The sequence below is a fragment of the Prevotella sp. Sow4_E9_plate genome (genome assembly GCF_052116205.1).
In the GTDB taxonomy this organism is placed as follows: Bacteria; Bacteroidota; Bacteroidia; order Bacteroidales; family Bacteroidaceae; genus Prevotella.
Map to the genome: position 1 here is coordinate 53,009 of NZ_JBQKLN010000013.1, position 14,444 is coordinate 67,452.

At 45.3% G+C, this 14,444-nt stretch carries 10 protein-coding genes; 1 reads left to right on the forward strand and 9 read right to left on the reverse strand.

Annotated features, from left to right (window positions below; translation table 11 throughout):
- The first annotated feature begins 4 nt into the window (after positions 1-4).
- A complete protein-coding gene (locus ACTQ53_RS07060) occupies positions 5-1,480 on the forward strand; it encodes a TolB family protein (protein ID WP_441932566.1) in 1,476 nt (491 codons plus the stop codon).
- A 111-nt stretch (positions 1,481-1,591) separates the two neighbouring features.
- On the opposite strand, the gene ACTQ53_RS07065 is transcribed toward ACTQ53_RS07060, so the two are convergent.
- The 9 genes from ACTQ53_RS07065 to ACTQ53_RS07105 all read right to left on the reverse strand — a co-directional run bounded on the left by ACTQ53_RS07065 (position 1,592) and on the right by ACTQ53_RS07105 (position 14,428).
- Positions 1,592-3,085: a hypothetical protein gene (locus ACTQ53_RS07065; RefSeq protein ID WP_294969273.1), complete on the reverse strand. Its 1,494-nt coding sequence runs from the start codon at positions 3,083-3,085 to the stop codon at positions 1,592-1,594.
- 27 nt (positions 3,086-3,112) lie between these two features.
- Positions 3,113-4,948: a DUF6057 family protein gene (locus ACTQ53_RS07070; RefSeq protein WP_441932567.1), complete on the reverse strand. Its 1,836-nt coding sequence runs from the start codon at positions 4,946-4,948 to the stop codon at positions 3,113-3,115.
- 27 nt (positions 4,949-4,975) lie between these two features.
- Positions 4,976-6,445 carry a hypothetical protein gene (locus tag ACTQ53_RS07075; RefSeq protein ID WP_294969279.1) on the reverse strand — a complete coding sequence of 490 codons (1,470 nt, stop codon included), beginning with the start codon at positions 6,443-6,445 and terminating at the stop codon, positions 4,976-4,978.
- Positions 6,442-8,013: a DUF6057 family protein gene (locus ACTQ53_RS07080; protein WP_294969283.1), complete on the reverse strand. Its 1,572-nt coding sequence runs from the start codon at positions 8,011-8,013 to the stop codon at positions 6,442-6,444. Before ACTQ53_RS07080 ends, ACTQ53_RS07075 begins: the two co-directional genes overlap by 4 nt.
- Before the next feature lie 58 nt (positions 8,014-8,071).
- Positions 8,072-8,656 (reverse strand): DUF4369 domain-containing protein, encoded by a 585-nt coding sequence (locus ACTQ53_RS07085; RefSeq protein ID WP_294969286.1) that lies wholly within the window; start codon positions 8,654-8,656, stop codon positions 8,072-8,074.
- 23 nt (positions 8,657-8,679) lie between these two features.
- Positions 8,680-9,297, reverse strand: coding sequence for an HU family DNA-binding protein (locus ACTQ53_RS07090; RefSeq protein ID WP_264950898.1), 618 nt, complete (start codon positions 9,295-9,297; stop codon positions 8,680-8,682).
- 393 nt (positions 9,298-9,690) lie between these two features.
- Entirely contained in the window at positions 9,691-10,896 is a 1,206-nt protein-coding gene (locus tag ACTQ53_RS07095) for a PDDEXK nuclease domain-containing protein (RefSeq protein ID WP_441932568.1), read from the reverse strand.
- A gap of 167 nt (positions 10,897-11,063) precedes the next feature.
- On the reverse strand, positions 11,064-12,587 hold the full coding sequence (locus tag ACTQ53_RS07100; protein WP_441932569.1) for a hypothetical protein: 1,524 nt from the start codon (positions 12,585-12,587) through the stop codon (positions 11,064-11,066).
- 32 nt (positions 12,588-12,619) lie between these two features.
- Entirely contained in the window at positions 12,620-14,428 is a 1,809-nt protein-coding gene (locus tag ACTQ53_RS07105) for a RagB/SusD family nutrient uptake outer membrane protein (protein ID WP_441932570.1), read from the reverse strand.
- Positions 14,429-14,444 lie beyond the last annotated feature (16 nt).

Genomic DNA, 14,444 nt, shown 5'->3' on the forward strand with positions numbered 1-14,444 from the left:
AACAATGAAATACAGAAACATTCTATATAGCTCCCTGGCGGGTCTCCTCCTTTTCGCTTCATGTGCCCAGACACATGAGAACGCAGAGCAGGTTAGCCATCTGCCCAACATGTATCCCGACTATGCCGATGTAACCATTCCGGTAAACATCGCACCACTCAACTTCGAGATACGCGACAAGCATCTTACCAACATCGAGACCGTTCTCACCATTGAAGGAGCAGATGCCAATGATGCAGCCAACACATTGACAGCAACCAGCAACAGTCAGAATCTGAAGTTTGACATAAAAGAGTGGAAAGCCTTTCTCCAGAAGGCTGTAAACAAGAACATCAAGGTACAGATCTATTCCAAAAGCGATGAAGGAGACTGGACCGCATTCAAGCCTTTCACCTGGCAGGTAGTAGGCGACAGCATCGACTCATACCTCACCTACCGACTCATAGAGCCCGATTACGAGGTATGGAATAAAATCCAGATTAAGCAGCGCTGCATCGAGAACTGGGAGGAGAAGATACTCGCCGACCACAATCTGCAGGAGAACCGCTGCATGAACTGTCATGCCTTCGGCAATCAGAATCCGAACCTCAGCATGCTATATGTTAGAGGAGAAGGCGGTGGAGCCATCCTCAACCGCAATGGCAAGTTGTGCAAGCTGAACCTGAAGAACGACAACCTGATTTCTTCAAGTGTATATTACGGTTTCAGTCCATCGGGCAAATACGTAACGTTCTCTACCAATATCATTATTCCGGCCTTCCATGCCGATCCCGACAAACGTCTGGAAGTATATGATTCGAAGAGCGATGTCTATGTTGCCGACCTCGACAACAACACCATCATCTCATCGCCCCTGACGAGCGACAGCACGAAGCTGGAGACATTCCCGACCTTCTCGCCTAATGGTGCCTATATATATTATTGTGTAGCCGACCGGAAAGGGTTGAATACGAAGAACCTCAAGGGACTGAAATATTCGCTGGTACGCATTCCTTTCAATGAAGAAAACGGCAGATTTGGTGAAAAGGTAGATACCCTCTATTCTGCCCGTTCCGTTTGCCATCCTAAGATAAGTCCCGATGGCAGATACTGCCTCTTCACCGTAGCCGATTACGGCACCTTCCCTATCTGGCATCCAGAAGCAGATCTATGCATGCTAGACCTGCAGACGGGTAAGACAGACAGCCTCAGCATCGTGAACAGCAACAAGAGCGATACCTATCACAGCTGGTCGCATACAGGCAGATGGTTTGTCTTTGCCAGCAAGCGCGATGATGGTCTTTACGGCAAGCCTTACTTCTGCTACGTAGACAGCCAAGGCAAGGCTCACAAACCTTTCGTATTGCCGCAGAAGGAACCAACCTTCTACGATGATTGTCTGAAGAGTTTCAACGTACCGGAGTTGAGCTACGGTCCCGTTCCATTCGATGCCATCGATGTAGAGAATGTGATGAAGCAAGAAGCAGAACAGTTCAAATAAAAAAACAAAAACGCTCCTGTTACCATATTGCAACAGGAGCGTTTTTTATAAACATACATTTGAATTCTTCACTCTTCGTTCTTCACTCTTCACTTCCTTGTTCTTCACTCTTCACTTAATTTTCGTCGGAATCCTCTTGTCACTCATGATTTCATTTCCTGCCGCACGGGCATCCAGTTCTACAGGCTTGGATGTGAAATCTGGGGTATTATAGGAATCCAGCAACTCGTCGTAGTACTTCTTCGGATTGCGCTGAGGCAAAAGGAACGGCTTGCTTACATTGCCCTTATCATCGATGCAGGCGAGATAAAGACGGGTATAGAGACCGTCACCACGGCGGGATGTAAAGACAAACCAATGGGAATCCCTGCTCCAGTTGTGCCAGCTGTCCGTGTTTTTACTATTGGCAGCAGTCATAGGCTTAGCCTGACCTGTCTTCAAATCCAGCAACCAGTTATCCGCTTCCTTATGCCAGATAGGGAAACAGCCATAATCGCTCATCGTAAACATGATGTACCTGCCATCATACGAAGGACGAGGATGAGTGGCACTCTTGCCCAGTTCACGGGCATTGAAGATGGTATCCACCTTGTTGCCAAACTTACCCGTAGCCCCATCAAAACCAATCTTGCAGATATTATACTTGATATCCTTGTAACCGCTAGGGATAGGCTCTGCCGTAGAAGAGCAGAAATAGAGCGTCTTGCCATCAGGCGAGAATACCGGATAAGTCTCGTAATGGTCTTTCGTCATCAGGAGAGGATCCAATATCAGTTCATGGGTTGCAGGTTCATAGACAAAGACATCCGATGCTTGGTCAAAGACTTCGATGCGTTCATCCTTCACGGCATGGAAACTCTGATGAGTGGTATTGGTACTATAGGCGCAATACTTGCCCGACGGATGCCAGTAAGGATAAACCATCGAACCCTTCAGGGAATCATTCTTCGCCTTCAGCCACTCCCGCTTGCCGTTCTGCGAAACCAAGGTAGCACCATGGTCACCACGCACATGGAAGGTAAACTGGTCTGGATTGGTTCTATTTGCCGTATGACAATTGAGACAGGCACCCGGTGCTGCCGTATTCTCTAGGATTGCCGTTTCCTCAAAGTTACTCAAGTTTCGCTGATAAATGCCCAACTTGCCATACACCTCATAACCAGGGGCAATACGACGATAAGTCAAGCCCCAGTCCTTTAACTCGTAGGGGCTTACATAGATATTGAAGTCCTTGTACTTCAATTTTTCGCCATTCTTCTCTACAAACACAGAAACTATGAGTTTTTCACCCTTGTTCTTTTTCAAGAAATCATGCCATTCATCTACCTCAAACTCCGCATACTTCTTGCCGTAAGAATATAGCCCCTCTATGGTTTTTGGACCTTGCACACATACATACATATCCTCAATATCCTCGTCCGCCATGTTAAAATCGAGCGGTGCAATATTGGCAGGAACTGTAACCCCAACATAATCGGGGAATATCTTAGGGAATTGATTGATTTCCTTGGCATCTTTCCACGCCGGAGGGTAACAACATGCACTAAGCGAAGCCATCACCACTCCAACCAACAGAGAGCACAATAAAGATTTTATCGTTTTCATATCATTCCAGTATTATCATTCTACATTCTAATAAACCTCTTTCATTCCCTCCTTCTTTCCGGCAGCCTCATCAGCCCCTTGCACCATCACATAGTGCCAGGCATTGGATACATACGGCTGCTGACAAAGCTGAGGATCCTTCGGATTCTGCATATAGAGCTGGATGAAGTTGAGCGTATTGTTCACGTTCTGTGCATCCACACTATACGGGATGGTACGGGGATCGCTATGCGTCTTCATCCAGTTGCCGATGAGAATCTCCTGGAAGGAGCGTGGAATATGGTCATAACCCACGAATCTACCCAGCGGATAATACTGCACGAACTTCTCCAAATCACGCTGCAGAAGTTCGTAGCACATCAGATATTCGTATGCCATCCTGTTATGGTTATCGTTCAGGAAGAGCAAGCCCAGCATCTGGTCCATCTCCCGGTCGCTGAAGAGGAAGTCCTGCTTCTTCTCACGATACTTGCGCAGCTTGCCATAGATAGGATGCCGGTTGATAGCCTTCTCATTACCCAGCAGCGCCATCATCTGGTTAGCCCAGTTGCTATAGAAGAGCGTCTTCTGCAGTCGGCGGAGCAGCTTGGCAGCTACCTGATAGTTGCCGTTGATGATTTCGCACTCTATAATCCTGCGGGTCAAGCGGGCACTCTTGCGATGATTCGGTATCGCTTCCTGCGCCTCGAACATATACCTTTCGGCATCATTCACCATTCCCAGACGGAAGAAGATTTCTGCAGTAGATACCGGTGAAATCATATCACGGGTAAAGGTAGGGAACAAACCCTCGCCTCCATTCTGATAGAACTCGAAAAGACGGTCAGCAAGTTGTCCTTTCTGGCTCAAGGCAAGATTCACACACGATACACCCAGCGGTGTGGTAGCCGGCTTCTTCTCAGCCTTCTCAATGATCTTATCCCATTGTTCGGTGCGAACCAGGAAATCATAATCTATCAGGTCGTAGGTCATTGCATCAAAAGAAGCCTTGATGCCGAACCATGAAGCCACAATCACCAATACATACGCCAAAACCATCACCACCTTGGATTGCTGCAGCTTCTTAATCCAGGCATGTCCATCAGGAACCATACCAAAGAAAACGACTACGACGGTCCATATCATCACACCCAAAGGCAACGGAGAAACCGTACCCGGATAGCGATAATAATTGAGTCCGCTAAAGATACGGTACAATGGATACTGCAACGATTGCGTGGTCAGCAATATCCAGGCTACGGTGAGTATCAGCAGACAGGCAGAATAACCCAGACTGGAAAGAATGTGTCCATTCTGCTTGCCTTTCATCAGCGTATCTCCAATCATCAGGGCGGCATAAAGGAATACCACTGGTCCCAGGAACCAATAAACCAATGCCGTGCTCACCAGTTCGAACACCACCTTCACTAACCGGTTGTGGAACCGGTTGTGAATCCAGCCCATCAGCAAGGCGCCCGACAGTGCCACAACGAAAGAAAGCAACAGATTCTGGTCGCCCATGGCACACCATAAAACAATACTAGGTACAAAGCTCAACAGATATCCCGGGAAAACGGCTTTCATTCCATATTGCTTCATTAGTCCCCACGAGATAGCCTGTATGCTCATCAAGAGCAGGGCGATGATGGTACCGCCCAAGACAGGCATATAATAGAACTGTACCAAAAACTCACTGATATAGTCAGCCAATCCTCCCGGCAGCACAATGCGCTCCAGGAAATAGCCGATATCAAAGAGAAACATCTGATACTGTTCCTGAAAGCACAAGCCACTCATGTAAGGAACAGACCAGAATATCACTACCGCCACACCGAAGAGCAGCGACAACAGCGGTTTCCAAGATTTTATCATCAAATTCTTCATGATTCTCCAATCTAAATTTTTATTCGTTTATTCTCTCACCGTCACTTTCGGACGTTCATCCGAAAAGATCTGATTGCGGGTTTCCTTCATATCCAGCTCCACCTTGGTCTTGGTGAAATCCGGTACATTATAGGCATCAAACAGCCCATGATAATATTTCCACGGATTGCGCTGCGGAAGAAGGAATGGCTTAGTTGCCTTACCCTGATCATCAATACTCGAAATGTAGAGACGGGTATAGTTTCCGTTTCCTCGCTTACTGACAAAGACAAACCAATGCGAGTTGCTACTCCAGTTGTGATAGCTCTCGCTCATCTTACTGTTCACCGCAGCCAGCGGATAGGTCTGGCGAGTCTTCAGGTTCATCATCCAGAGATCTGCATCAGGTTGCACAATAGGAAAATTGCTTCTGCTGCACCGTGTATACATCAGCCATTTTCCATCATACGACGGACGAGCCAAGACGTAACTCATATTCGTCTTCGGACCATTCAGCAGCGTATCCACTTTTTCTCCAAACTTCCCCGTTCTGGGATCGAAAGGAATACTTACCAGCGAGCACTTCACTTTCAGATACTCTGCCGGCACACGGCAAGCCTTCGAAGTACTATAATATAAGGTATTGCCATCTGCACTGAAAGCTGGGAATATCTCCAGCCAGTCGGGAGTCATCAGTTTCTGGTCTGTTACCAATTGATTGTTACGTGTATCCAGTACCACGATGTTGCTGAAGTCGTGATAAACTTCTATTGGCTTGTAAGTTCCCACGAAGAAACACTGGTGCACGGCATTGGCAGCATAAGCCACATAGTTGCCTTCCGGATGCCAGTAGGCATAGCTTCCGGCAGCCTTGGTAGAATCGGTCTTGGTATCAATCCATTGCTGCTTGCCATTCTTCATAATCAAGGTACCTCCACCCTCGCCACGTATCTGGCAGGTCAATTGCCGAGCATCTGTACGATTGGCAGTATGGCAATTGAAACATCTTCCCGGCAGGGCGGTCTCAGTCATGATAGCCGTTTCATCAAAAGTATGGATATCGCGCTGATAGATGCCGATGTTGCCACCCACTTCGTAGCCGGGAGCAATACGGCGATAGGTCAAACCGTAATCATCCAGCCGATAAGGACTCACCATCATCTGGAAATCCTGATATTGCTTCCACTTACCATCCTTACGTGTACAGACGGTAAAAGAGATGCTGCCACCGACGTTCTGCTCAGTAAGCTGATGCCAGTCTTCCACATCGAAGTCAGCCCATTCACCACAGACATGCAGTTCTCCGCCCTTGCTTCCTTTTGCCACGACATCCACCACATCAACGGTATCACCTTTGATATTGAAGTTCATCGGAGCAATATCAGCCGGAATGGTCACCCCGATATAGTCGGGATAGATGCTAGGCTTACGGTTCACCATAGTAGGATTCTCAACCGACGGAGTACAGGCGGTCATCCCCATCCATACTATCATCAAAGTATAAATAATCTTTTTCATTCTTCGCCTCCTTTCTGTTTACTCATCATTCGTTTCACGTATTCTGCGTATGGCGAACCCGGTACATTCCCCTGATTCTGTATGCACTTCACGGCATCCTGATAACCCACAGGCATCTGCATATAGCCACCATATTGCTGTACCCAACTGCCATAACGCATGAATCCCTGGATATCTCCCTTCAACAGCATCTGCCCCATGAAGTAGTCGAGCGCCATTTTGTTATCCGGATTGTTGATGAAAAGCAGTCCCATCATCTTGTCAATCTCATCATAGCTATAGATCATTTCCGTCTTGAAGCGCATTCTTCTAGCCCTTCCCAAATCAGGATCATGACTGATAGCCGTATCATTGCCCAGCATCGCCTCCATCTTCACAGCCCAGTCATGATAGAAGAGCGACTGCTTCAAGAGATCGATATTCTTACGGGCAACGGCATACTTGCCATTTACAATCTGACATTCGGTAATGCGCTTCATCAATCTGCCACTCATCTTTCCATTCAGGATGGAAGCCTGCAAATCGCTGGCATAGCGAAGAGAAGAGTTCACGAGACCCAGACGCCAAAAGGCTTCCATCGTAGGATACATCGACATGTTATCACGGGAACGGGGAGCCAGCAAGGCATCTTCCCCACTCTGATAGAAAGAAAACATGCGGTCGGCAAGCTGACGGGTCTGAGCCAGGGCAAGATTCACGCAGTTGCTGGTATAGAACACCTGCACCTGATTCTCCTGCGCATCATGGATGATATCTTCCCACTTCCCATTACGCACCTGTTCGTTCAGTTTGACCAAGGCATAGAGGTCCTTGTCATATCCCCATTTCTGACCCGGATACCGCATAGGCACGCGATAATAGTTGATACCTGCCATCACAGACATCAATGGATATTGCACCAGAAGGGTACTATAACAAACCAGCTGTATAGCCCAGAGATAGAGTATAGACAAAGGATAGGCAATCGCAACGGAAGGAAGCTTGCCTTTCTTCACCTGCATCAGGAAAAAAGCCAGACGGAGGAAGACATAAAGCCAGGTTGCACCGCCTCCAATCAGCCAGAACAGAATGGGTATCAGAAGCACATCTGCCCACGCAATCCTTGCTCCCCATCTCCGGGTAGCAAGATTCATGAGCCATGTTGACAGCAGGGCTAAGGTCAGAGCTATCGGGAAAGACAGGAGCACTTCGATATCTCCCATCACTTCCAGCAACAGGATAGAAGGAAGAAGAGCTATGAGCATCCCATACCACTTCAACGGCTTGGCTGTATAACTCCTGATTACCTGATGGGTAAGCGACAGGAAAGCCACGAAGAGAAAAGCCAGAATGGCAGCACCCAAAACAGTAACATAATAGAACTGTACCAGGAACTCGCTGATATAATCAGCCAAACCACCTGCCACACTCAGGTCATGCCAAAAGTAGTCGGCAGACCAAAGAAAGAGCTGGTTCTGCTCTTGGTAACATAAGGCTTGTGGATAACCACAATACCAAAAAAGGAAGATGCATAAGCCGAACAATGCGACCAGAGTCATTTTCCCATATCTAGAAATGAACTTTTTCATGCACTTAATAGATTAGTCGGGGTACCCATATTTATCAACATCCCCTACAGCAAATATTTTACTTTGCTGAAGGATACATAGTCTGAAGAAAATTCTTAAACACTCCGACAGGCTGACGCTTGAGGAAGGCGATGTTATATTCCTTCAACTGGTTCTGTATCTCCTTACCCTTGGTCATCAGCAACTGGTCAGAGCCTTCCTGACGGGCCTGCATACGAAGCTGGTTGTAGGCACTGTTAAACTTCATGATCTGATCTTTCCATACCTGGAGAGAATCGTTCTGAGGAGTTCCCCCGGAAATACTGTTGGCACCAATCGTAACCTTGATGTCGCCCGGTTCAGAAACAACCAGCAAGTCCTGCACGCCATCACGATAGTGATAATCTATACGAATCACTTTCATCTCAACAGTATCGGCAACAAATTCAAACTTGCCGTCCTTGATGACAACAGAGTCTACATGGGCAGCATCCTGCAGTCCGAACATAGGCACAAGGAAAATCTTCTTGCCATCCCAACGGTTCGACTCCATCGTACCATGGATACGGCAATTTCCCTTTTCGGCAGACTTGCAACCTGCCATTACTACCATACTCGTAACGGTCATCAGAGCGATAACCATCAATAACATCATTTTTTTCATTGTTCTCTTTAGGTTTAATCTGTTTATTTATTCAGTTCTTTTTCAGCCAGGAAATAGATAGGAGCATTGCTTGCGCCCTTCTTAACGAGAAGCCCTTTCTCCGTAAAATGCTTCAACCATTTCAAGGCAGTCTGCTGGCGCAAGGAAAAATGGAATTCCATGTCACGTCGGCAAATATATTCATTCTCTTTCAGGAAATTTACCATCTTGTTCCACAACTGTTCTTCGGTATATTGCCGTGACCTTGTTGTGAATTTGGAACGTTCAAACTTGACATGCCGTGAAACCTCATTCAGCAGTTCGGCAGTAGGCTTGAAGTTTATATTACGCAGACGGATGTCATTACCTGTCACCTTTTCCATCGTCTTGCCTTCCGGCAACTCTGTTGTAACAGACAGGGAGAGATAGCCCACTTGCGGAAGATAGAAGCGGGCACCTTGCGACAGTTCGGTCACAATCAACCCATGCAGCGCAGTCATCACAGCCTGCACATCAGCTCTGGTAAGCGAACAGACCTGCTCTATATGCTCTTCTATCTGCTTACTGGTCATCGGTTCATGGTCTCGCAACCGGACAAATTTCTGTTCTCCACCTTCGCCCTTCGAGTTATGGATGGAATGGATTTCATACTTTATTGCCATAGCTTAGTATTGTTAGTTGTTCATACAAGTACGTTATAGCCAGTTAAGTACGTAAGCCATACGCTTCAAGTCCTAGAACTGTGCGACGTGCATCGAACGGTGCACGAGCTCACTTCGAACGCAGCACGCTCTTACTTCGTCCGATGCATGCGCTTACACCGTTCGGTGTGAGTCATGGAGTTGGGGAAGTATAAGCTTCTGGTTGTACAAGTAACCCCGTATAAATGTACTTGTTTTACTGCATACAAAAGTACAATAAAAACTCGTAAACACCAAATCTTTTCAGCAATTATACAAGAAAGTACAGAAGAAAAGCAAAAAAGGTCAAATTCTGTTTACTAAAAGGTATAAAAAAGCCCCGACTGTATCACTACAGCCGAGGCCTAACCTTATTTATAAACCTTTATTTTCTTGCTCTTGCAACTGTTTCATCAAGAAATTCTCTAAAGTCTTCTTATCTGGCAATTGGAGCATATAGGTAGAAACAAACAATTGATTGTCCATACCGGCAAGCGCATATTCCACCATTTTCTTACCCTTTCTTGTGCAAAGCAATATTCCTATTGGCGGATTATCCCCAGGCTGCATTTCATTTTCCTTATAATACGAAACATACGCATTGAGTTGACCAAGATTCTCATGAGAGAATTCCTCGTCTTTCAATTCTAAGATAACACTACAATGCAACACTCTATTATAAAATACCAAGTCTGGATAGTAATACTCATCATCTATCACGATTCTCTTCTGGCGTGACTCAAAGCAAAAGCCTTTTCCTAATTCCAACAAGAATTCCTGCAAATGAGAAATCAGAGCTTCCTCTATGTCGTGTTCAGTAACAACCTCTTGCGCTTTCAATCCCAAGAACTCAAAAGTAAATGGTTCTCTGATTTGCAAGGCATTAGAATCATGACCTTTCATTGTAGGCAAAGACATCATTTTCTCAGGGTTAGTGCTTATTCCTGCACGAACATAAAGGTTGGTACTAATCTGTCGACGCAATTCACGAACAGACCAAGTACACTTGATACACTCTTGCTCATAGAAATAGCGAGCAAGAGGGTCGCTTTGCGTCATTATTTCGACAATGTGAGAAAACGACAACCGTGAAATCAACAACCTACCAGAGGTTCGGAATTTATCCGACACTGTCGGACTTTTTTCCACAAATGAGCCAAACATAGATTTATCCGACAGTGTCGGATAAATTGAGGCAAAAGGCATTATTTGATCAGAAGATTTTCTAACCCAAAGATTTTCCATCATTTGGGGATAATAAAGATAAAAGTTACGTGAATTTTGGAAGAGGGTAACGTTTAATCCCTTCCTATTCACTTTCTCCACAAGTCTCTTGAGAAGGTGATCTCCATATTCCGCCCTATCCTTACCATGTTGTTCAAACTCCACGATATAATAGCCAATGAGCCAGTTACGCATAGTCTGCATTCTATTGATAGCCTTTACTGCACAGGTTTGTGCTGCATCATGAGTCGATTGGATTACATGAGTCAACTCCAAGAAAGAGTGACTACCATGCATCCAATCAGAAACAGGAAGTTCCAGTCCATCATGATTATATACAATCGTGTTGTCTGCCATAAAGTTCGTTCCTTAAAAGTACGCTGCAAAGATACGATTAATATTCCTAACTGCCAAACTTTTAGAGGAATATTTCAAGAAAAGAGAGAAGCACGAAAAAGCCCCGACTGTATCACTACAGCCGAGGCCTAACCTTATTTATATTATAATCAGATTATTTTCATGTTCTATTTCTTAGCCTTGAATGCCCACCAGGTTGCTTCACCCCAGCCAGCTGTGCCAGGAGCTGCATAAATCAGCTTCAAGTGATTAGCATCCAACTGCATAATTTCAAAATCGGTAGGTTTCTCGCCACCACCATTAATCTTGAATGGGAAGAGGATAGAACCAGCATCTGTATGGAGATTACCCAATGCCCACTTAGTCTGAGAGCCATCAACAGAAGCTATGGTACGCTCACCCATACCCCAATTCTGAATCTCATACTTGCCTTGGCGAATCTGCTTGCCTGAGCCATCGAAAGATGTAACAGTCGCTGTTTTCCAATCGAATGTCATATAAGCGTTAGGATCTTCCTCACCAGTAGCGACACCCGTATCAGAATGTTGCAACTGACCTGTCAAATCTGCAGGAGGACATCCCCACCAGATACCATTGCCATCATTGCAGAAAGAGGCACCATCGCCAGGAGCATAACCTAAATTACCCCAAGCACCCTTATCTGCGCGCCAATCAGTATCCCAAGTCCAAGCCTTTGTATCAAAGCCATTCAAAGCAGACTCCGCATCAGAGCCACTCTTGAATGCCCACCATGTGGCTTCACCCCAGGCTGCAGCGCCAGGAGCTGCATAAATCAACTTCAAGTGATTGGCATCCAACTGCATGATTTCAAAATTGGTAGGTTTCTCGCCACCACCATTAATCTTGAATGGGAAGAGGATTGCGCCTTCTGTAGTCTTCAATGTACCATAAGACCAATTTGATTGACTTCCATCAATAGAAGCCTTATCTCTCTGACCAGTCCAACCTTCTACGGAATACTTACCCTTTCGAATTTGGTTTCCACCACCATCATAGGTGATAATATTACCATCATCATAGAATTCCATATAAGCATTAGGATCTTCCTCACCAGTAGCGACACCCGTATCAGAATGTTGCAACTGACCTGTCAAATCTGCAGGAGGACATCCCCACCAGATACCATTGCCATCATTGCAGAAAGAGTCACCATCACCAGGAGCATAACCTAAGTTACCCCAAGCACCACCATCTGAACGGAATTCAGTATCCCATTTCCAGATTTTCTTTCCATAAGCATCACTTGCAAGCAAGCGCATCTCAGGAGTCAACTCTGAAGGAACATATACGTTAGCTGTTTTTTCAGCTGTAACCGTAGAACCATCGAAGTTCAAAGTCTCAATATAAAATTTCTGTTCTGTAGGATGACCGCGCTTAGGAACAATCTTAAACTTACCATTAGCAACTCCAGAAACAAGAATGTTCTTTGTGCCTTCAGCATCTACCTGATAGATAGAAACCACTCTTGAAGGAGAAGTAAAGAAGGTGAAGTAATTACCATCCTGTGCTTCAGTAGTATATTCCTCATCACCATACTGGGTGAAAGAGAAACCATCCTGCAATTGTTGTGAGGTTAGGCTACTGACTGATACGCTCACATCATCCTTAGAAGGATCACAAGCAGTAAGCAAACCAGCTGCCATTACCATGAATAATATTGATTTTTTCATTGTAATTCATTTTTAAGATTCGACATTGTTGATTACCAACCAGTGTACTCTGCATCAGCAGCAGTCCAACCGTCATTCTGCTTAACCGTACCCAAAGCCACCTGAGTTTCAGGCATTTTCTGGAAACCAGCAGTAGCATTATAACGAGCTGCATAACCACCATTATGAGCTGTGTTCTTTCCAGGATTACCACAATAGTAAACATCCTGATTTTCCTGCTTAGCCAAAGCCACCTGAGCAATATGCCAACGACGGATATCATTCCAACGGATACCCTCACAGGCAAACTCCCAACGACGCTCGTTCTGCAAATCCTTCAAAGAGTAAGAAGAATAATAGTTAGCAACACCAGTAGCACGCTCATGTACCTTATTCATACCAGTAACATCTTCCTTCAACTCACTCTGCATCAAAAGCACATCGGCAAAACGAATCAAAACCAAATCGTGAATATTACTCAACTGGAAGTTGTTCTCACCAGATGTATCCCAATTGCCTGGGTACATCAAGGTCTCGAAACATGCAACATAAGCAGGAGTTGAAGTTGTACCATCATCATTCTTGACAACAAAAGAACCATCATTCTTTGCACAGATAGGAGCCCACTTCTTAGAATAGTAATCAGTCTCCTGAACGAAGTCAGCCCATCCACCACGGGTATAATTAGGCATTTCAGCCTTGTCATTAACATCACAGACTGTAGCCTTCAGACGAACATCCTTGTTTTCAGAGTCTGCATTCTTCCAATCCTTCACCAAGTTAGGAGCTACAGGACCAGCACCCCAACCTTGACCGAATGGGAATGTGTTAGAATAATCCTGACCACCACGAACACCAAAATGAAGAGCATAACCATTAGCATAACCAATGGTAGTACTCCAAGAAGCGAACTTATTGAACTTGATAGCGAACATAGTCTCTGGATTTACAGCATTGTCATTCTCTACCCACTTCAGGTTATTGTCCTTTGCATATGGATAATCCTTAGCTACCTTGCTGTTAGAGTAAGCCCAGAGATTGCGGAAATCAGGAACCAGTTCGTATCCAGAATTGTTCACACAATCATCAATAGCCTTCACAACATCCTCCTTTGTTAGAGTTGTACCATTAGGCAATTCTACTGATGTCAAAGGAGAGTAATTGGTACTTACCAAATCAGCGGTCGTTGTACCATTGCAATAGAAGCCAGTATAGAACAACCATACACGTCCCAGCATTGCAGCTACGGTATATTTATCCAAACGGCCATTGTCCTTCTTTACATCAGGCATAGCAGTATAAGCCTCATAGAGATCCTGTAAAATCTGCCCCCAAAGTACCTTGACATCCCCCTGAGAAGAAGAATCAGCATCCGGGTCTGTTACCAAAGGCACATTACCATACATAGAAGCCAACTCATAATAGTAATAGGCGCGAAGAGCCTTGGCCTCACCAATAGCCTGATTCTTGGTGTCTTCAGACATATTGCTGGAAAGCCCCAAATACTTAATTGTATTATTGGCACGAGCAATACCGGCATAACGATCAGCATAGAACTGATTCGTCATATCAGCGTTATAGTTACAAAGCAAATCTTCTGCCTGCATCAACTTATCGTTGGTACCACCGCCACCAAGTTGGTCATCACTTGCTAGAGCAGCATTATATAAGAATGACATCTGCGGATTCGCATTGATCGTATTCAAGTTCTGGTAAACACCAGCTAAGATAGCCTCAGCATCTGCATCAGTCTTAGGGAACTCACTTGTTGACATCTCGCCGACATTCTTTACGTCGTCGATATCGCAAGAGGTCAATCCTAAGGTTGCAAGGGCTACTGCAAATATAAATATCTTTTTCATTGCTATTCATTTAATA

Coding starts and splice junctions, on each gene's coding strand:
- ACTQ53_RS07080 (WP_294969283.1), bottom strand. CDS start 8,013: ATGAAAAAGTTCATTTCTAGATATGGGAAAATGACTCTGGTCGCATTG.
- ACTQ53_RS07100 (WP_441932569.1), bottom strand. CDS start 12,587: ATGAAAAAATCAATATTATTCATGGTAATGGCAGCTGGTTTGCTTACT.
- ACTQ53_RS07090 (WP_264950898.1), bottom strand. CDS start 9,297: ATGGCAATAAAGTATGAAATCCATTCCATCCATAACTCGAAGGGCGAA.
- ACTQ53_RS07070 (WP_441932567.1), bottom strand. CDS start 4,948: ATGAAGAATTTGATGATAAAATCTTGGAAACCGCTGTTGTCGCTGCTC.
- ACTQ53_RS07105 (WP_441932570.1), bottom strand. CDS start 14,428: ATGAAAAAGATATTTATATTTGCAGTAGCCCTTGCAACCTTAGGATTG.
- ACTQ53_RS07095 (WP_441932568.1), bottom strand. CDS start 10,896: ATGGCAGACAACACGATTGTATATAATCATGATGGACTGGAACTTCCT.
- ACTQ53_RS07075 (WP_294969279.1), bottom strand. CDS start 6,445: ATGAAAAAGATTATTTATACTTTGATGATAGTATGGATGGGGATGACC.
- ACTQ53_RS07065 (WP_294969273.1), bottom strand. CDS start 3,085: ATGAAAACGATAAAATCTTTATTGTGCTCTCTGTTGGTTGGAGTGGTG.
- ACTQ53_RS07085 (WP_294969286.1), bottom strand. CDS start 8,656: ATGAAAAAAATGATGTTATTGATGGTTATCGCTCTGATGACCGTTACG.
- ACTQ53_RS07060 (WP_441932566.1), top strand. CDS start 5: ATGAAATACAGAAACATTCTATATAGCTCCCTGGCGGGTCTCCTCCTT.